This is a genomic window from Cellulomonas sp. APG4 (assembly GCF_009996735.1).
Lineage (GTDB): Bacteria > Actinomycetota > Actinomycetes > Actinomycetales > Cellulomonadaceae > Actinotalea.
This window is the reverse complement of record NZ_JAACYI010000003.1, coordinates 43,022-67,726: the sequence shown is the minus strand read 5'-3', so window position 1 is coordinate 67,726 and position 24,705 is coordinate 43,022. Positions and strand designations below refer to the sequence as shown.

23 protein-coding genes are annotated in these 24,705 nt (G+C 71.9%); 11 read left to right on the top strand and 12 right to left on the bottom strand.

What is annotated here, in order from left to right; all coding sequences use genetic code 11:
* The first annotated feature begins 65 nt into the window (after positions 1–65).
* The 3 genes from coxB to GXB85_RS03580 are packed head-to-tail and all read left to right on the top strand — an operon-like array spanning position 66 to position 3,204.
* Positions 66–944 carry a cytochrome c oxidase subunit II gene (coxB, locus tag GXB85_RS03590; protein WP_370523983.1) on the top strand — a complete coding sequence of 293 codons (879 nt, stop codon included), beginning with the start codon at positions 66–68 and terminating at the stop codon, positions 942–944.
* Positions 944–2,794: a cytochrome c oxidase subunit I gene (ctaD, locus tag GXB85_RS03585; RefSeq protein WP_161916280.1), complete on the top strand. Its 1,851-nt coding sequence runs from the start codon at positions 944–946 to the stop codon at positions 2,792–2,794. The genes coxB and ctaD overlap by 1 nt, the downstream gene beginning before the upstream one ends.
* Positions 2,791–3,204, top strand: a complete 414-nt coding sequence (locus GXB85_RS03580; RefSeq protein WP_161916279.1) for a cytochrome c oxidase subunit 4 — start codon at positions 2,791–2,793, stop codon at positions 3,202–3,204. The genes ctaD and GXB85_RS03580 overlap by 4 nt, the downstream gene beginning before the upstream one ends.
* Before the next feature lie 58 nt (positions 3,205–3,262).
* On the opposite strand, the gene GXB85_RS03575 is transcribed toward GXB85_RS03580, so the two are convergent.
* The 6 genes from GXB85_RS03575 to GXB85_RS03550 form a co-directional block, all read right to left on the bottom strand.
* Entirely contained in the window at positions 3,263–4,051 is a 789-nt protein-coding gene (locus GXB85_RS03575) for a 2-phosphosulfolactate phosphatase (RefSeq protein ID WP_161916278.1), read from the bottom strand.
* Positions 4,052–4,125: 74 nt separating this feature from the next.
* The gene (locus tag GXB85_RS03570) at positions 4,126–4,749 is read right to left on the bottom strand and encodes a superoxide dismutase (protein ID WP_161916277.1); all 624 of its coding nucleotides are present in this window, start codon (positions 4,747–4,749) and stop codon (positions 4,126–4,128) included.
* A gap of 95 nt (positions 4,750–4,844) precedes the next feature.
* The gene (locus tag GXB85_RS03565) at positions 4,845–6,590 is read right to left on the bottom strand and encodes a ubiquinol-cytochrome c reductase cytochrome b subunit (protein ID WP_161916276.1); all 1,746 of its coding nucleotides are present in this window, start codon (positions 6,588–6,590) and stop codon (positions 4,845–4,847) included.
* Entirely contained in the window at positions 6,587–7,639 is a 1,053-nt protein-coding gene (locus GXB85_RS03560; RefSeq protein ID WP_161916275.1) for a ubiquinol-cytochrome c reductase iron-sulfur subunit, read from the bottom strand. Before GXB85_RS03560 ends, GXB85_RS03565 begins: the two co-directional genes overlap by 4 nt.
* The gene (locus GXB85_RS03555) at positions 7,636–8,415 is read right to left on the bottom strand and encodes a c-type cytochrome (RefSeq protein WP_161916274.1); all 780 of its coding nucleotides are present in this window, start codon (positions 8,413–8,415) and stop codon (positions 7,636–7,638) included. Before GXB85_RS03555 ends, GXB85_RS03560 begins: the two co-directional genes overlap by 4 nt.
* 73 nt (positions 8,416–8,488) lie before the next feature.
* The gene (locus GXB85_RS03550) at positions 8,489–9,088 is read right to left on the bottom strand and encodes a heme-copper oxidase subunit III (protein WP_161916273.1); all 600 of its coding nucleotides are present in this window, start codon (positions 9,086–9,088) and stop codon (positions 8,489–8,491) included.
* Positions 9,089–9,305: 217 nt separating this feature from the next.
* On the opposite strand from GXB85_RS03550, the gene GXB85_RS03545 reads away from it, so the two are divergent.
* Together GXB85_RS03545 and trpD are read left to right on the top strand one after the other, a co-directional pair.
* Positions 9,306–9,749 carry a two-component system response regulator gene (locus GXB85_RS03545; RefSeq protein WP_202627539.1) on the top strand — a complete coding sequence of 148 codons (444 nt, stop codon included), beginning with the start codon at positions 9,306–9,308 and terminating at the stop codon, positions 9,747–9,749.
* A gap of 4 nt (positions 9,750–9,753) precedes the next feature.
* Positions 9,754–10,815 (top strand): anthranilate phosphoribosyltransferase, encoded by a 1,062-nt coding sequence (trpD, locus tag GXB85_RS03540; protein WP_161916272.1) that lies wholly within the window; start codon positions 9,754–9,756, stop codon positions 10,813–10,815.
* 23 nt (positions 10,816–10,838) lie between these two features.
* Here trpD and GXB85_RS03535 read toward each other — a convergent pair whose 3' ends face one another.
* Together GXB85_RS03535 and GXB85_RS03530 are read right to left on the bottom strand one after the other, a co-directional pair.
* Complete coding sequence (locus GXB85_RS03535) at positions 10,839–11,120, bottom strand: Lrp/AsnC family transcriptional regulator (RefSeq protein WP_161916271.1); 282 nt, start codon at positions 11,118–11,120, stop codon at positions 10,839–10,841.
* A 31-nt stretch (positions 11,121–11,151) separates the two neighbouring features.
* Entirely contained in the window at positions 11,152–13,029 is a 1,878-nt protein-coding gene (locus tag GXB85_RS03530; protein WP_161916270.1) for a DEDD exonuclease domain-containing protein, read from the bottom strand.
* Between the two features lie 143 nt (positions 13,030–13,172).
* On the opposite strand from GXB85_RS03530, the gene GXB85_RS03525 reads away from it, so the two are divergent.
* Positions 13,173–13,415, top strand: a complete 243-nt coding sequence (locus GXB85_RS03525) for a hypothetical protein (RefSeq protein ID WP_161916269.1) — start codon at positions 13,173–13,175, stop codon at positions 13,413–13,415.
* Between the two features lie 114 nt (positions 13,416–13,529).
* Here the strand turns inward: GXB85_RS03525 and GXB85_RS03520 are convergent, their stop codons facing one another.
* Positions 13,530–15,344: a long-chain fatty acid--CoA ligase gene (locus GXB85_RS03520; RefSeq protein ID WP_161916268.1), complete on the bottom strand. Its 1,815-nt coding sequence runs from the start codon at positions 15,342–15,344 to the stop codon at positions 13,530–13,532.
* Between the two features lie 136 nt (positions 15,345–15,480).
* Here GXB85_RS03520 and GXB85_RS03515 point away from each other — a divergent pair, with 136 nt between their 5' ends.
* Positions 15,481–16,428, top strand: coding sequence for an ROK family glucokinase (locus GXB85_RS03515; protein WP_161916267.1), 948 nt, complete (start codon positions 15,481–15,483; stop codon positions 16,426–16,428).
* A gap of 36 nt (positions 16,429–16,464) precedes the next feature.
* Here the strand turns inward: GXB85_RS03515 and GXB85_RS03510 are convergent, their stop codons facing one another.
* Positions 16,465–17,133: a hypothetical protein gene (locus GXB85_RS03510; RefSeq protein WP_161916266.1), complete on the bottom strand. Its 669-nt coding sequence runs from the start codon at positions 17,131–17,133 to the stop codon at positions 16,465–16,467.
* Positions 17,134–17,201: 68 nt separating this feature from the next.
* On the opposite strand from GXB85_RS03510, the gene GXB85_RS03505 reads away from it, so the two are divergent.
* Genes GXB85_RS03505 through GXB85_RS03495 form a run of 3 tightly spaced genes read left to right on the top strand, consistent with a single transcriptional unit; the run spans position 17,202 to position 20,620 of the window.
* Complete coding sequence (locus GXB85_RS03505; RefSeq protein ID WP_237727953.1) at positions 17,202–18,002, top strand: 1-acyl-sn-glycerol-3-phosphate acyltransferase; 801 nt, start codon at positions 17,202–17,204, stop codon at positions 18,000–18,002.
* Positions 18,003–18,050: 48 nt separating this feature from the next.
* Entirely contained in the window at positions 18,051–19,271 is a 1,221-nt protein-coding gene (locus tag GXB85_RS03500) for a pyrophosphate--fructose-6-phosphate 1-phosphotransferase (RefSeq protein WP_161916265.1), read from the top strand.
* Entirely contained in the window at positions 19,268–20,620 is a 1,353-nt protein-coding gene (locus GXB85_RS03495; protein ID WP_161916264.1) for a class II 3-deoxy-7-phosphoheptulonate synthase, read from the top strand. Before GXB85_RS03500 ends, GXB85_RS03495 begins: the two co-directional genes overlap by 4 nt.
* Before the next feature lie 127 nt (positions 20,621–20,747).
* On the opposite strand, the gene pknB is transcribed toward GXB85_RS03495, so the two are convergent.
* Both pknB and GXB85_RS03485 read right to left on the bottom strand, forming a co-directional pair.
* A complete protein-coding gene (pknB, locus tag GXB85_RS03490; RefSeq protein WP_161916263.1) occupies positions 20,748–22,883 on the bottom strand; it encodes a Stk1 family PASTA domain-containing Ser/Thr kinase in 2,136 nt (711 codons plus the stop codon).
* Positions 22,884–22,919: 36 nt separating this feature from the next.
* Positions 22,920–24,101, bottom strand: a complete 1,182-nt coding sequence (locus tag GXB85_RS03485) for a lytic transglycosylase domain-containing protein (RefSeq protein WP_161916262.1) — start codon at positions 24,099–24,101, stop codon at positions 22,920–22,922.
* A 205-nt stretch (positions 24,102–24,306) separates the two neighbouring features.
* On the opposite strand from GXB85_RS03485, the gene GXB85_RS03480 reads away from it, so the two are divergent.
* Positions 24,307–24,696 (top strand): Rv2175c family DNA-binding protein, encoded by a 390-nt coding sequence (locus GXB85_RS03480; RefSeq protein ID WP_161916261.1) that lies wholly within the window; start codon positions 24,307–24,309, stop codon positions 24,694–24,696.
* Positions 24,697–24,705 lie beyond the last annotated feature (9 nt).

The window sequence follows — 24,705 nt, the reverse complement described above, 5'->3', positions numbered from 1 at the left end:
GTGGTGCACGCGGCCAGCAGGGTGCGCGCCCGGCCGGGACGCTGACATGAGAGGCACCCTTGGACGTGCAACACCCCCGCCGGCGTCGTCGCGCCGCACGGATCACGGCCCTGGTCGCAGCGGCGACCGTCGTGCTGACCGGCTGCTCCGCCGAGGTGCAGCGCGGTTGGATGCCCGGGTACGAGGACGGCGAGCAGGTCACCAACCAGACCCAGCGCATCACGGACCTGTGGACCGGTTCGTGGATCGCGGCCCTCATCGTCGGCGTCCTCGTGTGGGGCCTGATCATCTGGTGCATCGCGGTCTACCGGAAGCGCAAGGACGACGACGTCCTGCCCGTGCAGCTCCGCTACCACGTGCCCCTCGAGATGATGTACGTGATCCTCCCGATCTTCATGATCGGCGTGCTGTTCTTCTACACCGAGCGCGACATGTCGGCGATCGAGGACGTCAGCGCCGAGCCGGACGTGACCATCGAGGTCTACGGCAAGCAGTGGAGCTGGGACTTCAACTACCTCGACGAGGACGTCTACGACTCGGGCGTCCACGTGATCGACATCGGCGCCGAGGGCAACCCCGAGACGCTGCCCACGCTGTACCTGCCGGTCGACCAGCGGGTCGAGTTCCAGCTGCGGTCGCGTGACGTCATCCACTCGTTCTGGGTCCCGGCCTTCCTCTACAAGAAGGACGTCTTCCCGGGCCAGAACGTCAACACCTTCCAGGTCGTCCCGACGCGCGAGGGCGTCTACGCGGGCAAGTGCGCCGAGCTCTGCGGCGAGCACCACGCGGGGATGCTGTTCCAGGTCGCCGTCGTCTCCGAGGAGGAGTACGAGGCGCACATCGAGGAGCTGCGTGAGCGCGGGCAGGAGGGCCGCCTCGGCCCCGAGCTCGACCGCAACCAGAACCGCGGTGACGACAACACGATCCCGGCAGGAGAGGGCTGATGGCCGCGCAGATCGAGCAGATCCCTGGCCTCGCGCCGGTGCGGCAGCGCCGCGGCGGCACGGTGGTCAAGTGGATCACCTCGACCGACCACAAGACGATCGGGTACCTCTACCTGATCTCGTCGTTCATCTTCTTCTGCATCGGCGGCCTGATGGCCCTGGTGATCCGTGCCGAGCTGTTCGAGCCGGGCATCCAGATCGTGCAGAGCAAGGAGCAGTACAACCAGCTCTTCACGATGCACGGCACGATCATGCTGCTGCTGTTCGCGACGCCCCTGTTCGCGGGCTTCGCCAACGTGATCATGCCGCTCCAGATCGGCGCCCCTGACGTCGCGTTCCCGCGCGTCAACATGTTCGCGTACTGGCTGTACCTCTTCGGCGGTCTCATCGCGAGCGCGGGCTTCTTCACGCCGCAGGGCGCGGCCTCGTTCGGCTGGTTCGCCTACGCCCCCCTCTCGAGCTCGAGCTACTCACCCGGCCTCGGCGGTGACCTGTGGGTGTTCGGGCTCGCCCTCGCGGGCTTCGGCACGATCCTCGGCGCGGTGAACTTCATCACGACGATCATCACGATGCGCGCGCCCGGCATGACGATGTTCCGGATGCCGATCTTCACCTGGAACACCCTCGTCACGAGCCTGCTGGTGCTGATGGCGTTCCCGCCGCTCGCCTCGGCCCTGTTCGCGCTCGGCGCCGACCGTCGCCTGGGTGCGCAGGTGTTCAACCCGGAGAACGGCGGCGCCGTCCTGTGGCAGCACCTGTTCTGGTTCTTCGGGCACCCGGAGGTGTACATCATCGCGCTGCCGTTCTTCGGCATCGTGTCGGAGATCCTGCCGGTGTTCAGCCGCAAGCCGATCTTCGGCTACAAGGGCCTCGTCTACGCGACCATCGCGATCGCCGCGCTCTCGGTCACGGTGTGGGCCCACCACATGTACGTGACCGGCGCCGTGCTGCTGCCGTTCTTCGCGCTCATGACGATGCTCATCGCGGTGCCGACGGGTGTGAAGTTCTTCAACTGGATCGGCACGATGTGGCGCGGCAAGCTCACGTTCGAGACGCCGATGCTCTGGTCCATCGGCTTCCTCGTGACCTTCCTCTTCGGCGGTCTGACGGGCGTCATCCTGGCCAGCCCCGCGCTCGACTTCCACGTGTCCGACACGTACTTCGTCGTGGCCCACTTCCACTACGTGGTGTTCGGCACCGTCGTGTTCGCGATGTTCGCGGGCTTCTACTTCTGGTGGCCCAAGTTCACCGGCAAGATGCTCGACGAGCGCCTCGGCAAGATCCACTTCTGGCTGCTGTTCTTCGGGTTCCACGCGACGTTCCTCATCCAGCACTGGCTCGGTGTCGAGGGCATGCCCCGTCGCTTCGCCGACTACATGCCCGAGGACAACTTCACCTGGATGAACCAGGTCTCGACCGTCGGCTCGGTGCTGCTGGCTGCCTCGACCCTGCCCTTCCTGTGGAACGTCTACACGACGTGGCGCAACGCGCCGCGGGTCGCGGTCGACGACCCGTGGGGCTACAGCAACTCGCTCGAGTGGGCGACGTCCTGCCCGCCGCCGCGGCACAACTTCACGTCGCTGCCGCGTATCCGCTCCGAGCGGCCCGCGTTCGACCTGCACCACCCCGAGGTCGCGGCCATGGACCACGTGGAGCCCGACTCCGACGGTCCGCTGGACTGGGAGGCCGACCGACGCGGTCAGGTCTCGCTCGGGCGCGAGCGACTCGCGACGGGGGACGCCGAGCCGGAGCAGGCGAGTGCGAGCGTGGTGGACGACCGCGGTGACGACGCCGGGACGGCGGCGCCACCGACCGACGAGATCGACGACGAGGGCGAGGACCGGCGATGAAGATCGAGACGCGGCTGTTCCTCGTGCTCGTGCCGTTCTTCCTGCTGGTCTCGGGGGTGTACGCCGTCTGGACCTACGCGATCACGAGCCAGGTCGAACCGGTCGGCACGGCCGCCCTGCTGCTGGTCGCCGGCCTCGTCGCGATGATCGGCTTCTACCTGGGTCTGGTGGCCCGGCGCATCGACGCGCGTCCGGAGGACGACCCGCTCGGGGAGATCGAGCAGGGGGCTGGCGACCAGGGCGTGTACAGCCCGTGGAGCTGGTGGCCCCTCGTCATCGCCGGCGCGGCGGCCGTGTGCTTCCTGGGCCTCGCGGTCGGCTGGTGGCTCTTCTACATCGGCGCAGCCGTCTCCGTCGTGGGCCTCGTGGGGTGGGTCTTCGAGTACTCGCGCGGGCAGCACGCCCACTGAGCCTCGGGCCGGAGGGTGTTCGGGGGCGGGTCCCCGCCACCTTGCCGGTCGCGCGCACTCAGGCGGCCGTGAACCTGCCTGAACGGAGATGCGGAACCGCGTCGCTGGTTGCCAGCTCGGCGGCCACCGTCACGTCCTCCGCGTAGCCGCGGGCCCTGAGCTCGAGCCCGCTGGTCGTCGTCCGGAGGGCCTCCAGGAGGCCGCGGTCGCATGTCGCCCGGTACGCCGCGACCGCGTCCAGCGCCTCGGGCGACGCGGGCCCGGCGCCGAGCGCCAGCAGGGTCTCGAGCACCGCTCCTGCACCCCAGGTGTCCTCGGACGCCGGGCGCAGGGAGCCGTCCGGCCACCGCTCACCCGCGGGGACGACCGCGACCGTCGCGTCGCGATGCTCCGCGACGACCCAGCGGGCCACCGCGGTGGCATTGCGCAGGCACGCGCCGATCACCGTGCTCCCGCTCGCACCGAGGGCCGCGGAGATCCGCGCGCCGTTGGGGGAGGGCAGCAGGAGGCGGTCAGGTGGCGGTGCTGCGCGGAGCGACGCCGGCGACAGGCTCGGGGGCCCGCTGGCTGGGTCATCGCCGGAGGGCTGGGGCGGGACGCGCCGCGGCTCACGGGGCGCAGCGAGAACCGCGTCCGAGGCCGCAGCGGCTGCTGCTGCGGCGGCGCCCCGCTCCGGGAAGGGGATCACCTCCGTGCCGTTGTCGAGGGCGACGGACACCGCCGTGGTGAACGAGAGGACGTCCACGACGACGACGACGTCCGTATCGGCCGCGAGTGCGGCCTTTGCTCCCGTGGGTCCCCAGAAGAGGCGGAGCCGTCCGTCCGGTTGGCCGAGCCATGCGTCCACACCTTCTCCCTCCCTTGAACGCCGAAGGGGTGCACACGACAGAGCGTGTGCACCCCTTCGGGGTCGGTCCGTCCTCAGGGGACGATGAGGCCCGTCGTCTGCGTGCGCGCACGCTGGAAGCGCTGCTCGGCGTCCGCCCAGTTGACGATGTTCCACCAGGCCGCGATGTAGTCGGCCTTGACGTTCACGTAGTCCAGGTAGAAGGCGTGCTCCCACATGTCCAGGAGGACGATCGGGACGATGCCCAGGGGGATGTTGCCCTGCTGGTCGTAGAGCTGGAACGTAGCGAGCTTCTGGCCCAGCGAGTCCCACGCGAGGATCGACCAGCCGGAGCCCTGGATCCCCGCCGCGTTGGCTGTGAACTGCTTCTGGAACGCGTCGAACGAGCCGAAGAACTCGTCGATCGCGGCCGCCAGCTCACCCGTGGGCTTGTCGCCACCGTCCGGCGAGAGGTTCTGCCAGAACGCGGTGTGGTTGACGTGGCCGCCGAGGTTGAACGCGAGGTTCTTCTCGAGCAGGTTCACCGAGCCGTGGTCACCCTTGTCCCGGGCCTCGGCCATCTTCTCGAGGGCGGTGTTGGCCCCCGTGACGTAGGCCGCATGGTGCTTGTCGTGGTGCAGCTCCATGATGCGGCCCGAGATGTGCGGCTCGAGGGCGGCGTAGTCGTAGGGAAGGTCGGGAAGGGTGTAGTCAGCCATGCATGGCACCTCCGGTCAGGTCGCGCGGTAGCGCGACGGCTCGGTTTCTGCTGGCACGGCGGGATGGACCCGCCACGTCCCACTCTCGTCGTTTCTCAGCGATCCCGCGCGTCGTGTCCACGTGCGGACCTGCCCGCGACCGCCCCACCCGCGGCGGGCTGCGTGTCGTGTGCCTGCGACGCCTCGATCTGCTCCTGGCCGCCTGCACCGCCCTCGAGGGCGTCGTGCTCGCCGTGGGAGTGCGCCGCAGCGAGCTCGGCGGGTGTGACGGGCTCGACGCGGTCCTCGTAGAAGAACCGCGAGACGCGGGCCCGGATCGCGTCGCGGCGGTAGCCCTTGCGGCGCACCCCGCGCTCGTCCTCGGCGGGCTCGAGCTCGAGCGGACGACGCGGCTCGTGCTGGACGAGGGTCCACCGCTCGTACTCGTCGAGGGGCGTGTGCACCTCGAGGTACTCACCGTGCGCCAGGCGCACGATGCGCCCGCTCTCGTGCCCGTGCAGGACGAGGTCGCGGTCCTTGCGCTGCAGGCCCAGGCAGATTCGCTTGGTGACCCAGAACGCGAGGATCGGCAGCGCGATCACGAGCACGCGGAAGATGCGTGTGATGTCGTTGATCGACAGGTCGAAGTGCGTCGCGATGAGGTCGTTGGACCCCGCGAGGATGAGGATGAAGAACGCCGTCAGGATCGCGACGCCCGACGCGGTGCGGACGGGGGCGTTGCGCGGCCGGTCGAGCACGTGGTGCTCACGCTTGTCGCCCGTGGCGAACGCCTCGACGAACGGGTAGAGGGCGAGCATCGTGAACAGCAGCCCGGGGATCACGACGGCGGGGATGAGCACGTTCATCGGCAGCGTGTAGCCACCGATCACCCACTCCCAGCCCGGCCCTGGCATGAGCCGTAGCGAGCCCTCGAGGAAGAGCATGTACCAGTCGGGTTGCGCACCCGCCGACACGGGGGAGGGGTCGTACGGGCCGTAGTTCCACACCGGGTTGATGGTCATCGTGCCGCCCATCAGGGCGAGGATGCCGAAGACCACGAAGAAGAAGCCGCCGGCCTTGGCGACGTACACCGGGAACAGGGGGAAGCCGACGACGTTCCGGTCCGTGCGCCCGGGCCCGGGGAAGTGCGTGTGCTTGTGCACGACCACGAGGAACAGGTGCAGGCCGATGAGGGCCAGGATGAGCCCCGGGATCAGCAGGATGTGCATCGTGAAGAGCCGGGGGATGATGTGCTCACCCGGGAACTCGCCACCGAAGATGAAGTACGACATGTAGCTGCCGATGATGGGGATCGACTTGACGACGCCGTCCGTGATCCGCAGACCGTTCCCCGACAGCACGTCGTCCGGCAGGGAGTAGCCGGTGAAGCCTGCGCCGAGGCCCAGGATCATCAGCACGAAGCCCACGAGCCAGTTGATCTCACGGGGCTTGCGGAACGCTCCCGTGAAGAAGACGCGCATCATGTGCGTCACGATCGAGGCCATGAACAGCAGCGCTGCCCAGTGGTGGATCTGCCGCATCAGCAGACCGCCCGTCACCTCGAACGACAGGTGCAGGGTCGACGCGAACGCCTCGGACATCTCGACGCCGTCCATCGACGCGAGCGGGCCCTCGTACTCGATGAGGCCCATGCTCGGCACGAAGAACATCGTGAGGAAGACGCCCGAGATGAGCAGCACCACGAACGAGTAGAGCGCGATCTCCCCGAGCAGGAACGACCAGTGGTCGGGGAAGATCTTGCGCGCGAAGTTCTTGACCGCCAGGCCGATGCCCGTGCGCTGGTCGAGGTAGTCCGCCGTCCCGCCGGCAGCGCGCTCGGCGGTAGTCGCTCGAGTGCTCACTTCAGACGCTCCCAGTAGCTCGGGCCGATCGGTTCGTTGAAGTCGTCCTGCGCGATGAGGTACCCCTCGTCGTCGACCGTGATCGGCAGCTGCGGCAGTGGCCGGCTCGCGGGGCCGAACACCACCTTGGCGCCGTCGGCCATGTCGAACGTCGACTGGTGGCACGGGCACAGGAGGTGGTGGGTCTGCTGCTCGTAGAGCGCCACGGGGCAGCCCACGTGGGTGCAGATCTTCGAGTAGGCGACGATGCCCTCGTACGACCAGTCCTTGCGGTCGTCAGCCTCGGTGAGCTGGTCGGGGTCGATCCGGACCATGAGGACGACGGCCTTCGCCTTCTCCTCGATCCAGTGGTCGGCCTCCCGCAGGCCGTCGGGGATCACGTGGTAGACCGAGCCACGGGTGACCTCGGCCGGCTTGATCGGGGTGCCGGACGGGTCGCGCGTGAGGCGGCGTCCCCGCTCCCACAGGGTGTGGCGGAACTTCGAGACGTTCCAGTCGCCGCCCACCTCACCGACGAGGGGCACGGCGATCGTGAGCGGGGCGAGCGCCACGGCGGACACCACGGCGCCCTTGAGCAGGCTGCGGCGCTGGATGCCCGAGTCGGCGGCGCCCTCGCTCAGCGCGGCGATCGCCCCCGCGCGGGTCTCGGGGTCGCTCTTCTGCGGGTGGCGGGCCTCGACGCGCTCGTGGTCGGACATGAGGGTCTTGGCCCAGTGCACGGCGGCGACGCCGATGCCGAACATCGCGAGGAAGAGCCCGATGCCCAGCAGCAGGTTGGACAGGCGCATGCTCGCGACCGTCTCACCCGGAGGCACGGCGAAGTACGCCACGACGAACCCGATGGTGCCGATGATCGACAGCGTGAAGAGCGCGACGACCTGGCGCTCGGAGCGCTTGGCGGCCGCCGGGTCCGTGTCTCCCATGCGGTGGACGTGCGGCGGCAGACCAGGGTTCTCGAACCGCTCGGGCACGTGGTCGCCGTGGTGCTCGACCGAGGACGTCGAGGTCGACGACGTCGTCAGGTCGGTGGTCGGCTTGTCCGCGCTCATGAGGACTTCGCTCCGATCCAGACGCTGAGGGAGATGAGCAGGCCGATGCCGACGACCCAGACCCACAGGCCCTCGGCCACGGGACCGACGGACCCAAGGTCCGTCCCACCCGGTGAGCCGGCCTGCTGGACGTCGAGGTAGGCGATGATGTCGCGCTTCTCCTCGGGGGTCAGGTTGGCGTCGTTGAAGACGGGCATCGACTGCGGGCCCGTGAGCATCGCCTCGTAGATCTCGGTGGGCGTGCTCCCGGACAGGTCAGGTGCGTACTTGCCCTCGGACAGGGCGCCGCCCTTGCCGATCGCACCGTGGCACATCGCGCAGTTGGTCCGGAACAGGGCCATACCGTTGGCCGCGTCACCGAGGGCGGGGTCCACCTGCTCGTCGGAAGGGATCGCCGGCCCGGGGCCGAGGGACGCGACGTACGCGGCGAGCTGTGCGATCTCCTCCTCCTCGAACTGCGGGGGCTTGGCGGCCGCCTGCGGCCCGTTCATCTGCATGGGCATGCGCCCGGTCGAGACCTGGAAGTCGACCGCTGCGGCGCCGACCCCGATCAGGGAGGGCGCGCCCTCGCGGCCCTCGGCGTTCGGGCCGTGGCACGTCGCGCAGTTGGCCTGGAAGAGGGCCTCGCCCGCGACGACGTCGTCCTCGGTGGGCGCGGGCGCGCTCTGGGCGCTCGGTGCGAGCACGGCGTAGAGCGCGCCGGTCACGAGCAGCGCCAGCAGGAGCAGGACGACCGGCGCCAGCCGGTGGTGCCTGCGGGCGGCGATGGCCTTCACGGAACGATCCTCATCTCGTCGGTCGTCGTACAGGTGCTACGGCCCCTGAGGGCCGCGTGGATGCGGTCCGCGGTCATCGGATCAGGTAGATCGCGCCGAAGAGGGCGATCCAGACGACGTCCACGAAGTGCCAGTAGTAGGAGACGACGATCGCCGTCGTCGCCTCGTGGTGGCCGAAGCGCTTGGCGGCGAACGAGCGGCCGAGCAGGAACAGGAACGCGATGAGCCCGCCCACGACGTGCAGGCCGTGGAAGCCCGTCGTCAGGTAGAACACCGAGCCGTACGGGCTCGAGGAGATCGTGAGGCCGTGCTCGACGAGCTCGGCGTACTCGAACACCTGGCCCGCCACGAAGATCGCGCCCATGACGTACGTCATCGACATCCACTCGTGCATGCCCCAGCGGTTGACCTGGAGGAGGCCGCCGGTGCGGCGGGGCTGGAACCGTTCGGCCGCCCACACGCCCATCTGGCACGTGATCGAGCTCGCGACGAGGATCGCGGTGTTGATCGACGCGAACGTCAGGTTGAGCTTCGCGGTCTCGACCGGCCAGAGCTCGGGCACGGTGGCCCGGGTCGTGAAGTACATCGCGAAGAGCCCTGCGAAGAACATGAGCTCGCTCGCCAGCCACACGATGGTGCCGACCGACACCGGGTTGGGGCGGTTGACACTCATGTGCGGGCGCGTGCTGGAGGCAGCCGTTGCGGTTGACACGCTGTCATTATGGCGGACGCGCGGCGTTCATGGGTCCAAGGGCCCAGATCGCCCGGCCGTCCGGGCGCGTCGCGGTGCACGGCGGCGGTGTCCGACGCCGACGCCGTGTCCGTGACAAGATTGCCCGCGGTGCAGCGGGGCCGATCACCGGCCCACCGCGAGTCGACGTGGAGGCGAGATGGGCCAGGCCGGGACGCAGGACGAGTGGGACGTCGCGGAGGCCGAGGGCGACCCGCGGCTCCGTGTGCTCCTCTACAGCGACCACCCCGAGGTCCGCGAGCAGGTCCGTCTCGCGGTGGGGCGTCGGGCGGGGCGCGACCTCGCGCCGATCGAGTGGGTCGAGACCGCGACGCACGCGGCTGTCGTCGACAGGGTCGAGGCGGGTGGGGTCGACCTCGTGATCCTCGACGGCGAGGCAGGCAAGAGCGGTGGCATGGGCGTGTGCCGTCAGCTCAAGGACGAGATCTTCCGCTGCCCACCGGTGCTCGTGCTCATCGCGCGGCCGCAGGACGCGTGGCTCGCCTCGTGGTCCCAGGCGGACGGTGTCCTCACGCGGCCCCTCGACCCCATCGTCGTGCAGGACAAGGTCGCCGAGATGCTGCGGGCCGCGGTCGGGGCGTGACGTCGTGACCGCAGGCGAGGTGGCCGCACCCACGTGGCCCGAGGTGCTCTCCCGGCTGGTCGCCGGCCGGGACCTGGGCACCGCCGACACCCGGTGGGTCATGGGTCAGGTGATGCGCGGGGAGGCCGGTCCCGTGCAGCTCGCGGGCTTCCTCGTCGCGCTGCGGGCCAAGGGCGAGACCGTCGCGGAGCTCGGCGGGCTCGTGGAGGAGATGCTCGCCCACGCGCGACGGATCAGTGTCCCGGGCCGATGCCTCGACATCGTCGGCACCGGCGGTGACATGCACCACACCGTCAACATCTCGACGATGGCGTCGCTCGTGGCGGCGGCCGCCGGGGTGCGCGTCGTCAAGCACGGCAACCGCGCCGCCTCGTCCTCGACGGGCACCGCCGACGTGCTCGAGGCCCTCGGGGTGCGGCTCGACCAGGAGCCCGAGCGCGTGGCCGAGCTCGCGACGGAGGTCGGGATCACCTTCTGCTTCGCGCAGGTGTTCCACCCGTCGATGCGGCACGCCGGCGCCGTGCGCCGGGATCTCGGCGTCCCGACGGCGTTCAACTCCCTGGGGCCGCTCACGAACCCGGCTCAGCCCGAGGCCTCGGCCATCGGGGTCGCGGACGCGCGCATGGCGGCTCTGATGGCGGGGGTCCTTGCCGCGAGGGGACGCGACGCGCTCGTGTTCCGCGGGCACGAGGGGCTCGACGAGCTCGCGGCGACCGGGCCCGCGACGGTCTGGTGGGTGCGCGGGGGTGAGGTGGACGAGCAGCGGGTGGACCCCGTCGCCGACCTCGGCCTGGAACCGGTGTGGCTCGAGCAGCTGCGCGGTGGAGCGCCGGAGCACAACGCGGAGGTGGTCCGGCGCTTCCTCCGCGGCGAGCCCGGTGCCGTGCGCGAGACGGTGCTGCTCAACGCCGCCGCAGGGCTCGTGGCCGACGGGACGCTCGAGGGAACGTCGCAGGGAACGCTCGCAGAGCGCCTCGTCGCAGGGCTCGGCCACGCGCGGGCCGCCGTCGACGACGGACGGGCCCAGGAGCTGCTCAACCGCTGGGTCGCGGCCTCGGCTCGCTGAGGGGCTCGGCGGACCCGGCCGGATCAGCCCTCGAGGCCCAGGTCGAAGGCCTCCTCGAGGTCTTCCGAGGAGTAGGCGCGGAACGCGATGTAGGTCTGGGTCCGCAGGACGCCCTCGACCTTGCTGATCGAGTCCGCGATGACGTCCGCGAGCTGGTCGTGCTCGCGCACGCGGACCGTCGCGATGATGTCCACCTCGCCGGTCACCGAGTAGACCTCGGACACCCCGCGGACCTCGGCGACCTCGGCGCAGATCTCGGGGATGCGCGCGGGGTCCGCGTCGATGAGCACGATGGCGGTGATCATGGCCTGCCCTCCGTCGGTACGAGTGGCCCCATCATGCCGCGCCGCGCGTCCCGGCGCCGCCGGCACCGACCCGACGTGCGGGGACGTGGCCGGAGCCGGGGTGGCCGACGGGCTCGTCTGGACCGGCTCCACCCTCGGCGGTGTCGCACCCCGTCGTGGTGGCCGAGCCGACCCGCGCGGCCGCCACGGCGGCTGCGGTGCTCGCAGGGTCCTGCCACGACTCGGCGCCGTTCACCGGGCAGGCCCAGCCCTCGTCCTCGGCGACGTCCACCAGGCGCACGCCCGGCTCCTCGAGCCAGCGCAGCACCAGGTCGCTCTCCTCCGGGTGGGCGGCGGTCGCGGGACTCACGGGGGGTGCGACGTCCTCGGCGACCGCGAGCAGGGCCTCGATCGCGGGGCGGGGGTCGGCGCCGCGCGGCGTCACCATCGAGCCGCACAGCCGGCCATGGCGGACGACGACGACCTCCCAGCCGCCCGCCTGGTCGCGGCGCGCGGCGACGAGCTGGCGGTTCCGTCCGGCGCGAGCAGATCGCTGCGCCCGCGCCGCCCCCCGGAGGAAGACCTGGAGACGGTCGCGCCACGCCGCAGCCTCCTCGAAGCGCTCCTCGGCGGTGAGGGCCGCGATACGCGCGGCGTGCACGCGGACCACCGGCGCCGGGTCGACGAGCATCGCGGCCCGGACGGCGTCCACGACCGCGGTGTACCCGTCGACGTCCTGGCCGCCGGTGCACGGTGCCCCGCAGCGGCCCATGCCGGCGAGGGCGCAGGCCGAGGCGGTGGGTGACGGCACCCGGGGGAGGCGTCCGGTGCACTGCCGCAGCGGGAAGGTCGCGTGCAGGGCGTCGACGGCCTGGAGCGCGGCGGCGCGGCTCGGGAAGGGGCCGATGTAGGCGGGCGGCCCGGCGGAGAGGTCGTCGTGACGCACCTGCCGGGTGACGGTCAGGCGGGGGAACGGCTCCGTGGTGAGGCGGACCCACGGCATCCGCTCGGGGGAGCGGGACCGGCGGTTGTACCGCGGGGCGTGCTCGGCGATCAGACGGAGCTCTCGCACGCGGGCCTCGAGCACGGTGCCGCACACGATGGGCACGACCTGCTCGGCGAGGCCGACCATCTCGTTCATGCGTCGCCGGTGCTCGGCGGCCGTGAAGTAGCTGCGCACCCGGGTGCGGATCGACGTCGAGACGCCCACGTAGAGCACCTCGCCGCGCGCGTCGCGGAACTGGTAGACGCCGGGCGCGTCAGGTAGTCCGTCGGCGAGGTGACGCTTGCGGCGCCGTGCGGCCGGGACCGGGTCCGTGGCCGTCGCGAGGTCCTCGAGGTGCGTGATCCCGAGCGGCGCGAGCCGCGCGAGGAGCGCGTGCAGGACGTCGACCGTGGCGCGCGCATCCGAGAGCGCGCGGTGGTCGGGTGTCACCGTGGCGCGGAAGTAGGCTGCGAGCGTCCCCAGCTTGTGGTTGGGGACCTCGTCACGCGTGACCGCGCGACGCGCGAGCGCGACGGTGTCGACCACCTGGACATCGGGCCAGCCGTAGCCGTGCTCGGCGGCGGCCGCACGCAGGAAGCCCACGTCGAAGCTCGCGTTGTGCGCCACGAGCACCGAGCCCTGCAGGAACTCGAGCAGGCTCGGGAGCACCTGCTCGATGCGCGGTGCGCCGCGCACCATCGACGTGGTGATGCCCGTGAGGGACGCGATGAAGGCCGGTACCGGTCCGCCAGGGTCGACGAGCGTCTGGAGCTCGCCGAGCACCTCGCCGCCCCGGACCTTGACCGCCCCGACCTCGGTGATCCCGGCCGTCGCGGGCGTGCCGCCCGTGGTCTCGAGGTCGAGCACCACGAACGTCACCCGCGACAGGGGCGTCCCCACGTCCTCGAGCGTGGGTTGCACGTGGGTGACGGGCGGGTGGAGCATGCCGCGGACGCTAGCCGGGGGCACCGACACGCGTCGGCACCGCGGGCGGGACGCGCCGCACGAGGCGGCCCGCCGGCCGCTCCCGGCCCTGGAGGACCGGGCCGTGCACGAGGCGTGTCGGAGGCTCTGCGTACGGTCGCCGCATGATCATCGACTGCGGAGGCTGCTCGGTGCGGGGCGAGGCCTGCACCGACTGCGTCGTCACGTTCCTCACCGTCCCCGTGCGTGAAGGTGTCGGACCGTCGGGTCCACGGCGCGGCTCACCGACGGCGACCGAGCACGCGACGGGGCGCACCGTGGAGCTGGACGACGCCGAACGGGGTGCGATCGAGGTGCTCGCACGCTCGGGCCTCGTGCCCCCGCTCAGGCTCGTGCGCACCGGCTGATGCCCCGGGAGGTGGCTCGTGGTCGCCGCCGGGGCGCGCGGCCGTGGCCGACCGGTCACGACCCGGGGCGGCCGCCCGCGCCGCGGCCGGCCGCCCCGAGCGGGAGAGTCGCGCTCAGGCCGAGGTGCGCGACCCGTCGTAGAGCGCCTCGATCTCGTCCGTGAATGCCGTGAGCACGCGCTCGCGCTTCACCTTGAGCGACGGCGTCAGGAATGCGTTCTCGACGGTGAAGTCGGTCGTGAGGACGGTGTAGCGACGGATCGACTCAGCCCGCGACACCGCCTTGTTGGTCCGTTCGACGGCCCGGTCGAGCGCCGCACGGACCTCGGGGTTCTGCGCGGCCGTCGCGACGTCCATCTCGGGCAGGTCGTGCGTCGCGAGCCACCCGGGCAGGGCCTCGGCATCGAGCGTGATGAGCGCCCCGATGAACGGCTTCGCGTCCCCGACCACCACCACCTGGCTCACCAGGGGGTGGCCGCGCAGGCGATCCTCGAGCACCGCCGGCGCGACGTTCTTGCCACCGGCCGTGACGATGATCTCCTTCTTGCGGCCGGTGATGCGCACGTAGCCGTCGGCATCCATCGAGCCGAGGTCGCCGGTGTGGAACCAGCCGTCGACGATCGCCGCCGCGGTGGCCTCGGTGTTGCCGTGGTAGCGGGCGAAGACGTGCGGCCCCTTGACGAGCACCTCGCCGTCGGCGGCGATCCGGATCGAGCAGCCCGGCAGCGGGGGACCGACCGTGCCGATCTTGATCCCGTCGGGCACGTTCACGCTCGTCGGCGCCGTGGTCTCGGTCAGGCCGTAGCCCTCGAGCACCCGCAGGCCCACGCCTCGGTAGAAGTGGCCGAGGCGCTCGCCCAGCGGCGCACCGCCCGAGATCGCCCACTGGGCCTGGCCACCGAGCGCCTTGCGGAGCTTGGAGAGCACGAGGACGTCGGCGACCTTGTGCTGCAGGCGCAGCCACGGGCTCGGGCCCTTGGGCTCGTCGAGAGCCCTCGAGTACACGATCGCGGTCTTGGCCGCGCGCTGGAAGATGCCGCGCTTGCCCCCTGCGGCGGCCTTCTGCTCGGAGGAGTTGTAGACCTTCTCGAACACACGAGGCACGGAGAGGATGAACGTGGGCCGGAAGGTGCCCAGGTCGGCGACGAGGTTCTTGGTGTCGGGGGTGTGGCCGAGGACCGCGCCCGCCGGGAGCACGAGGACCTCGATGAAGCGTGCGAAGACGTGCGCGAGCGGCATGAACAGCAGCGTGCGCGACCCCGGCGGGCAGACGTCCGAGCCCAACCTCGCGACCGCGTTCCGGGTCAGCACGACGAAGTTGCCGTGGGTCAGCTCGGCGCCCTTCGGGCGGCCCGTCGTCCCGGAGGTGTAGATGATCGTCGCGACGTCGTCGAGGTTCGCGAGCGCGCGCCGCCGGGCGATCTCGTCGTCGGGCACGTCCGTGCCGGCGGCGGCGAGGGTGTCGATCGCGCCGTCGTCGATCACGAGGACCTCGCGCAGCGTCGTCGCGGCGGAGCGCACCTCGTCGACGACGGCGGCGTGCTGAGCCGTCTCGACCACCAGGAGGCTGACGTCGGCGTCGGTGAGGATCCACTCCACCTGCTCGGCCGACGAGGTCTCGTACAGCGGCACGGGGACCGCGCCGGCGGCCCAGATCGCGAAGTCGAGGAGCGTCCACTCGTACCGCGTCCGGCTCATGATGCCGACGGTGTCCCCGGGCTCCACGCCGCGTGCCACGAGCCCCTTGGCGACCTGGACGACGCGTGCGTCGAACTCGCGTGCCGTGAGCGAGCTCCAGGTGTCGGTGCCCTCAGGCTTGTGCTCGATCAGCGGCTGGTCACCGCTCGCGGCCAGGCGCGCCGCGAGCAGCGAGCTGATGTTGTCCTCGGGCGCGGACTCGGTGAGGAGGGGGGAGTGGAACTCGTCCATGCTGACTCCATTGACAGACGGAAGGGTGCCCTGACCCTACCCAGTCCGATCGTCCTGACGCGTCAGGCCCGGACCTGGGTAGCCTGCCCTGGCGTCGGCACCCGCCGGCGATCCCTCATCCGGAGCAAGGACGGACATGTACGCGATCGGTGTGGACATCGGCGGGACGAAGATCGCCGCGGGTCTGGTCGACGAGGACGGCACGATCCTCGCCAAGGCCAAGCGGAGCACCGTCGCGGGCGACGCCGCCGAGATCGACCGCGCCGTGGCTGACCTGTTCGTCGAGCTCTCGCAGGGACGTGAGGTCGGGGCCCTCGGGGTCGCGGCGGCAGGCTTCATCAGCTCCGACCGCGCGACGGCGCTCTTCGGCGCGAACATCGCATGGCGCGACTATCCGCTGCGGGACCGGATCGGCGCGCTCATCGGTCGCCCCGACCTGCGGATCGTGGTCGAGAACGACGCGAACGCCGCAGGCTGGGCCGAGTTCCGGTTCGGCGTGGGGCGCGACGTCGACGACATGCTGCTCCTGACGGTCGGCACCGGGCTGGGGGGCGCGCTCGTCGTCGGCGGCCGCCTCGTCCGCGGGGCGTGGGGAGTCGCGGCGGAGGTCGGTCACCTGCGTGTCGTCCCGGACGGCCACCTGTGCGGCTGCGGCCTGAGGGGCTGCTGGGAGCAGTACGCGTCGGGGAGCGCGCTCGTCCGGGAGGCGCGGCTCGCGGCCGCGGCGCGGCCCGGACGTGCCCGGCGTCTGCTCGAGCTCGCGGGGGGCGACGCCGAGGCTGTGGCGGGCCCCTCGGTCACGCTCGCGGCGCAGGAGGGCGACCCGCTCGCGATCGAGCTGCTCGCCGAGCTGGGCCGTTGGATCGGTGCGGGATCGGCGTCGGTCGCGGCGCTGCTCGACCCCGCTCTCGTCGTGGTGGGAGGCGGCGTCGGCGCCGCGGGCGACCTGTTGCTCGCGCCCGCGCAGGAGGCGTACCTCGCGCACCTGTCGGGCCGTGGCTTCCGCCCCGAGGCCCACATCGCGCTGGCGGCGCTGGGCAACGAGGCCGGCATCGTGGGCGCGGCCGACCTCGCTCGGCTCTGACGAGCCGGAGCGCGGTACCCCCGTCGCCGACCTGTGTCAGACGACGGCACCCGGCCCGTGGTCGTCGTCGTCCCTCCGTGCGGGCATGCGCCACACGAGCAGACCGAGCGCGAGCACGAAGGCGGCCCCGGCGAGCTGGAGCACGAGGGCGGGCACGTCGCGCCAGGCGAGCACGGTCACGAGGAGCAGGGCCGGGACGGCGACCACGGCGACCCACGCCAGTGTCAGCAGGGGGTCACCGCCGAGCACGGGCCCGGGGTCGGGTGGCACGAAGTGGTCCTCGGCCTCCTCGACCGCTGGGTCGGGGGACCAGGCCCGCGGTCCGACGGCAGGCCCGGGGAGCCCCTGCTCGTCGCCGTCCGGTCGCGTGCCGCCGGTCGTGCGGCCGTCGTGCCCCTGGCCCGCCGCACGGGGCGGCCCGGCGTCCCCCGTCGCGCGACGTCCGCCGTCGCGCTCGGGTCGTGCGGCGCCCGGAAGGCGTGGGCGGCGTGGCGGGGCTGGGTCCTGCGGTAGGTCGTCCGCGGCGCCGAGGTCGCCCAGCTGCGCCACGATCTCGGCCCAGCGTCGGTCCACGTCGTCGGGATCTGCTGTACCGTCGCGGGGCTCGTCAGGGTGCTCGGCGGGCGTGACCTCGCCGTCGTCGTCGCGGGGCGACCGGTCGGGCTCGTCGGGCGGATCGGCGGCGTCGTGCGGACGTGCGGCCATGCAGAGCACTCTAGAGTCGGACAGACGCTGCGCGCGGATCGCGTGGGCGCCGCGGCGGAGGTGACGGTTTGTTCTACTGGTTGATGAAGCGGGTCCTCGCGGGACCGCTGCTGCGCGGGATGTTCCGCCCGTGGGTGCGCGGGCTCGAGAACGTCCCCGCGTCGGGCGGCGCGATCCTCGCGAGCAACCACCTCGCGGTGATCGACTCGTTCGTCCTCCCGCTCGTGCTCTCGCGCAAGATCCGCTTCATCGGCAAGGCCGAGTACTTCACCGGCAAGGGTGTCACCGGTCGGCTCAAGGCGGGGTTCTTCCGCGGCGTCGGGACGATCCCGGTGGACCGCGGGGGCGGCAAGGCGAGCGAGGCGGCCCTGCGCACCGGCCTGCAGGTGCTCGAGGAGGGCGGACTCTTCGGCATCTACCCCGAGGGGACCCGCAGCCCTGACGGCCGCCTCTACCGCGGCAAGACCGGCGTCGCGCGCCTCGCGCTCGAGTCCGGGGCCCCGGTGGTCCCGGTCGCGATGATCGGGACGAACGTCGCGCAGCCCATCGGCCGCGTCATCCCCAAGCCCATGCGACTGGGCATCGTGGTCGGCGAGCCTCTCGACTTCAGCCGGTACAAGGGCATGGAGAACGACAGGTTCATCCTGCGCTCGGTCACCGACGAGATCATGTACGCCCTGATGAGCCTGTCGGGGCAGGAGTACGTCGACGTCTACGCCGCGACCGCGAAGGCGCGGATCGCCGCGGGCCACCGGCCCGACGAGGTCGCGCCCGCCGAGTCCGGGCAGGCGGCCCCCGGGGGGCGTCCGGCGCCCGACGTCCAGGTGCCGGTCCCGCCCGAGGACGAGGGTTCCGCACCACTAGGATGAGGCCCGCCCCGGATCGGGGTGAGCTGTCGTCCCTACGGAAGGTGCACCATGTCGGTTCGTCGTGTCGCTCTGCTCACGGCCGGTGGCTTCGCCCCCTGCCTGTCGTCCGCCGTCGGCGGGCTGATCGAGCGCTACACGGAGATCGCGCCCGAGGTCGAGATCATCGCCTACGAGCACGGCTACCACGGGCTGCTGACGGGCACCAAGATCGTGGTCGACGACGAGGCGCGCGCCAAGGCGGGCCTGCTGCACCGCTTCGGTGGCAGCCCGATCGGCAACTCGCGCGTCAAGCTCACCAACGCGAAGGACTGCGTCAAGCGCGGCCTCGTGCGTGAGGGCGAGGACCCGCTGCAGGTCGCCGCCGAGCAGCTCAAGGCCGACGGCGTGGACGTGCTCCACACCATCGGCGGCGACGACACGAACACCACCGCGGCCGACCTCGCGGCCTACCTGCACGAGAACGGCTACGAGCTCACCGTCGTCGGGCTCCCCAAGACGATCGACAACGACGTCGTGCCGATCAAGCAGTCGCTCGGTGCCTGGACCGCGGCCGAGGAGGCCGCGGGATTCGCCCGGAACATCATCGGTGAGCACCGCTCTGGCAACCGCATGCTCATCGTCCACGAGGTCATGGGCCGCCACTGCGGCTGGCTGACGGCCGCGGCAGCCGCCGAGTACCGCAAGTGGCTCGACACCCAGGAGTGGGTCCCCAGCATCGGTCTGAGCCGTGAGCGCTGGGACGTGCACGCCGTGTTCCTGCCCGAGCTCGCGATCGACATCGACGCCGAGGCCGCGCGCCTGCGCACCGTCATGGACGAGGTCGGCAACGTCAACATCTTCCTGTCCGAGGGCGCGGGCATGCACGAGATCGTCGAGCAGCTCGAGGCCGCGGGGGAGACCGTCGAGCGCGACCCGTTCGGGCACGTGAAGCTCGACACGATCAACCCTGGCCAGTGGTTCGCGAAGCAGTTCGCCGAGCGCCTGGGCGCCGAGAAGGTCATGGTCCAGAAGAGCGGCTACTACTCGCGCGCCGCCGCGGCCAACGCGGAGGACCTGCGCCTCATCAAGTCGATGACGGACCTCGCGGTCGAGTGCGCCCTCAAGGGCGAGTCCGGCGTGATCGGGCACGACGAGGAGAACGGCAACCGGCTCACGGCGATCGCGTTCCCGCGCATCGCGGGCGGCAAGGCGTTCGACGTGTCGCAGCCGTGGTTCGGCACGCTCCTCGAGGGCATCGGCCAGCCGCTCGTCCCGGCACGCACGTCATGAGCGTCGCGCCCGACCCCGCGCTGGTCGCGGGGCTCGACGCGTGGCGTGACCTCGCGGCCCGCCAGCAGCCGTCGTGGCCGGACCCGACGGCCGTGGTGACGGTCTCGGAGGAGCTCGGCTCGCTCCCGCCGCTCGTGTTCGCGGGTGAGGCGGACGTGCTCACCGCACGGCTCGCCGCCGCGGGCCGTGGCGAGGCCTTCCTCCTCCAGGGCGGTGACTGCGCCGAGACCTTCGCCGAGGCGACGGCCGACAACATCCGGAACAAGATCAAGACCATCCTCCAGATGGCCGTGGTGCTCACGTACGGCGCGAGCCTGCCGGTCATCAAGATGGGACGGATGGCGGGCCAGTACGCCAAGCCGCGCAGCTCCGACGACGAGACGCGTGACGGCGTGACGCTCCCGGCGTACCGCGGCGACGCGGTCAACGCGCACGCGTTCACGCCCGAGTCGCGTACCCCGGACCCGCGGCGCCTGCTCGACGCCTACCACCGCTCGTCCGCGACGCTGAACCTCATCCGGGCGTTCACCACGGGCGGCTTCGCCGACCTGCGTCGGGTGCACGAGTGGAACCGTGGCTTCCTCGCGAACAAGGCGTACGCGCGCTACGAGGAGACCGCGAACGAGATCGACCGCGCGATCAGGTTCATGGCCGCGGCCGGTGCCGACTTCGACGCGCTGCGGACGGTCGAGTTCTTCTCGAGCCACGAGGCCCTGCTGCTGGACTACGAGCGTGCGCTCACGCGCATCGACTCCAGGACCGGCACCGCGTACGACTGCTCGGCGCACTTCCTGTGGATCGGGGAGCGCACCCGGCAGCTCGACGGCGCGCACGTCGACTTCCTGTCTCGCGTGCGCAACCCGATCGGCGTCAAGCTCGGCCCGACGACCACGGCTGACGACGCCCTCGCGCTGATGGACAAGCTCAACCCCACGGACATCCCGGGGCGGCTGACGTTCATCACGCGCATGGGTGCGGGCCGCATCCGGGACGTGCTGCCCGCGCTGGTCGAGAAGGTCACGGCGTCGGGTCGTCCCGTGACGTGGGTGACCGACCCGATGCACGGCAACACCATCACCTCGGCCAGCGGCTACAAGACCCGCCGGCTCGAGGACGTGCTCGACGAGGTCCGCGGGTTCTTCGAGGTGCACCGGGCCGTGGGCTCGGTGCCCGGCGGCCTGCACATCGAGCTCACCGGGGACGACGTGACCGAGGTGCTGGGCGGGAGCGAGGAGATCGACGACGCCGGGCTCGCCCGGCGCTATGAGACCCTCGTGGACCCGAGGCTCAACCACCAGCAGTCGCTCGAGATGGCGTTCCAGGTCGCGGAGATGATCCGGTCGGTGTGACCTCTCGACGGGTCGACGGGTCGATGGGCGGTCGGTGTCGCCGGTCCGGGGGCGCGTGCTGGGCCTACCCGACGCGCTGCGCGCGTCCGCCAGGCCCACCACGGCCGGCGCACGCGCCCCCGGCCGACTACGTGATGGTCAGCGTGATGGCTGAGCCCTTCGGGGCCTGAGCGCCGCCGTTCACGCTCTGGCCGACGACGAAGCCGAGCCCGAAGTAGGCGTCCGCTCGCTGCGTCTCCACGACGAAGCCCGCGGCTTCGAGCGTGTTCGTCGCGGCCTCGACGCCCTGCCGCAGGACGTTCGGCACCTCGACGAGGGGGGCTCCGAGGGACACGGTGAGAGTCACGGTGTCGGTGCGGAACGCGTCGGCCTCGGGCTCGGGCGTCTGCGCCATGACCACACCCGCGGGGTACGTCTCGTAGTCCTCGGTGTACTCCTCGACGATCTCGACCACGAGCCCGTCCGCCTCCAGCACGGCGGTCGCCTGCTCGCGCTCGGCCCCGATGACGCTCTTGACGACGACGGGCTCGGGGCCGCGCGAGGTCGTGACGACGACCTCGGTGCCGACAGGCAGGCTCGCGCCGTCCTCGACGGACAGCGCCACCACGTCGCCCTCGGCGACGGTGTCGCTGTACTGCGGCGTCGGCTCCGGCACCTCGAAGCCCGCCTCGGTGAGCGCCGCCACGGCTGCGTCGGTCGGCGTGCCGACCAGCCCCTCCGGAACCACGCGGAGATCGGGGCCCTTGGAGACGGCGATCTCGACCGTGCCGTCCTTGAGGATCCGGTCGCCCTCACCCGGGTCGACCGCGACGACGTCGCCGGCGGGTGCCGTCGGGTGGAAGACCTCCTCGGACGTGTGCGCGAGGCGCTGCGCGGTGAGCGCCTCCTGCGCCTCCGCGAGGCTCGCGCCCACGAGTCCGGCAGGGACCGTCGCGTAGGCGCCCGGGCCCCAGGCCGCGTACCAGACGGCGAGGATGCCGCCGACGGCGACCACCGCGATGGCGATCAGCAGTGCGCGCACGCGCGTACGCCAGGTCCGCAGCGCGGCGGGCTCGCTGCGCTCGTCCCCGGAGGTCGCCGTGTCGTCGTCGTGCAGGCCCGTGCCGATCTGGAGAGCGACGGTGCGGCCCGGACCCTCGTCGTCGTCCTCGGGCGCGGGGGACCGGCCGGGCACGTCGAGGACCGTGGTCGCGTCGTGGTCGGTCGCCGTCATCGAGGTGGCGGAGGCCACGGCGGACGTGGCCCGCTCGTCCTCGGCGGGTGCGTCCTGCCCCGGAGCGGCGGAGTCGCCTGCGTCCGTGCCGTCGGCGCCGTCGACACCGGCCGGCGCCTCGCCGGGGACGCCGTCGGTGGCCGGGGGGAGCGTGAGCGACGGCTGGACGTCCGCCCGTCTGTCGAGCGTCGCCTCGTCGAGGGCGGCGCGGGTCTGCCGCACGAGCGCCAGCGCGGCACCCGCGTGCACCGGGCGCTCGGCGGGGTCGCGCGCCGCGAGGGCCTCGACGAGCTCGTCGATCTCGACGGGGAGCCAGCGGACGGCGTCGGACGGGCTCGGGATGTCGCTGTTGACGTGCTGGTACGCGACCTGGATCGGAGTGGCGCCGGTGAACGGCTGGGAGCCGGTGAGCATCTCGTAGAGCAGGATCCCGACCGCGTACACGTCGGTGCGCGGGTCGCTCGCACCGTGCGCGACGAGCTCGGGCGCGAGGTAGGCGACCGTGCCGAGCACCGTGCCGGTGGCGGTCGCGGTCACCTCGGTCACCGCCCGGGCCAGCCCGAAGTCGGCGACCTTGACACGGCCGTCCGTCGCGAGCAGCACGTTCTCCGGCTTGACGTCGCGGTGCACGAGCCCCGCCCGGTGGGCGGCGGCGAGCGCGTCGAGCACCGACTCGGTCGTGGCGAGTGCCTCACGCACCGGGAGGGATCCCTGTTCGCCGAGGTGACGTCGCAGGTTCGTGCCCTCGACGTACTCCATCGTCAGGTAGCTCGTGTCGCCGTCGACGCCCTGGTCGAAGACCCCCACCAGGCCCGGGTGCGTGAGCCGCGCCGCAGCGCGGGCCTCTCGGCGGAACCGTGCGACGAACTCGGAACCGGCGCCCCCCTCGGCCAGGTGGGGGTGCATCACCTTGAGCGCGACCTCGCGGTCGAGCCGACGGTCGGTGGCCAGGTAGACCGTGGCCATGCCGCCGCGGGCGATCCTGGACAGCACCTCGTACCGGCCGTCGACCAGATGGCCGAGGAGCGGGTCGGTGAGAGTGGCTGCCACGGGCCGCAGTCTACGTTCCGGGAGCGCGAGAACCCGTCAGGCGAAGCGCGACATGAGCGTGCGGACGTTGGCGACGTACCGGCGCGTGTCCGGGTACATGCCGTGCTTCCGCACGCCGGCCTGGCCCTGGTAGTACGAGGCGATCGCCGTCGAGAGGTCAGGGCTCGTGGCGACGAGGCTGCGCAGGATCGCGACGCCGGCCACCACGTTGTCCTGCGGGTCGAGCAGGTTGAGGTCGCGACCCACGAGGTCGGAGGCCCACTCGCCCGAGCTCGGGATCACCTGCATGGTGCCGATGGCGTTGGCGGGGGAGACGGCGGTCTGGTCGAAGCCCGACTCCTGGTGGGCGATCGCCTGTGCGAGGGCCGGGTCGACGCCCATCTCGAGGGCGGTGGAGCGCACGAGCGCCTGCATCTCGTCTCGGCTGGGGACGCCGAGCTCGAGCAGCGTCGCCTTGTTCTGGTTCGCGGACGCGACCGTGGCCTGCGGGTAGGTGCGACCCGCGAAGGTGCTGCCGACGAGGCCTGACGTGGGGCGCGTGGTCGCGGGGGCCGACGACGTGCCGCCGCCGGCAGGCACCTGGAGCTTCTGCCCGGCGCGGATGAAGGCGCGGCTGTCGAGACCGTTGGCCTGCACGACGGCGGTCACGGTGGTGCCGTAGCGCGCGGCGATCCCCGAGACGGTCTCACCGCGCGCGACCGTGTGCGTTCGCGCACCGGTCGAGCTCGCGGGCGCAGATGCGGCGACCGGCGCGGCACCGCCCGCGCCGGTGGGGATCGTCAGGGTCTGCCCGGCGCGGATGAAGGCGCGGCTGTCGAGACCGTTGGCCTGCACGACGGCGGCCACGGTGGTGCCGTAGCGCGCGGCGATCGCTGACACCGTGTCCCCGCTGACGACGGCGTGCGTCCGTGCGGCCGGTGCCGCCGCGGGTGCGGCCGGGGCCTGCGCAGGCTGAGGGATGACGAGCCGCTGACCGGCGCGGATGGTCGCGCGCCGGTCGAGCCCGTTCGCCGCCACGATCTGGCCGACCGACGTCGACGTGCGCTGGGCGATGTGGGACACGGTGTCGCCCGGGCGGACCGTGTAGTCCTCGGCGGCCTGTGCGGGCGTGGCCCCCGTCGCGACGGACACCACGGCGAGCGCGAGGCCCACCCCTGTCCCGCTGGCCAGGCGGCGGCCCGGTGATGCGGTTGTGGCGGTGAGCAGGGCCTCGGCCATGGTCGTGTTCCCCTCATGGGCCGCGCCCGTCGGGGCGGCTGGTGGCGCTGACGGCGGGTGCGGTCGGGCACGTCGCGCGTCGTGGTGATCGTGTGACAGTTGTGCTTCTTGAGACTGGTGTGACAAGAGTGAACGGTAACGGAGCTCGACGCCACGGGGAAGAGCGGGCGCGCGGGCATTCGGGTGATGCGCCTAGGCTTCGGCCGTGGACCTGGATGAGCTCGTGCCCGAGTGGTTGCCCCTTCCCGACGCCGCCGAGCGGCTCGGTACCGACGTCGGCAGGGTGCGCCGCATGCTCCAGGAGCAGCGCCTCGTAGCGGTGCGCCGGGGTGAGCGACGCATCCTGAGCGTCCCCGCCGCGTTCCTCGTGCAGGTGGAGGAGGGGTGGCAGGTCGTGCCGTCGCTCCAGGGCACGCTCGTGCTCCTCGCCGATGCCGGGATGAGCGACGACGAGGCCGTGCGGTGGCTCTTCACCCCCGACCCCTCGCTCGAGTCGCTCGGCACCGGTCCGGTGCGTCCGCGCACGCCGGTCGAGGCGCTCGCGCTCGGGCACAAGACGGAGATCCGACGCCGCGCGCAGGCTGAGGCGCTCTGAGCCGCTGGT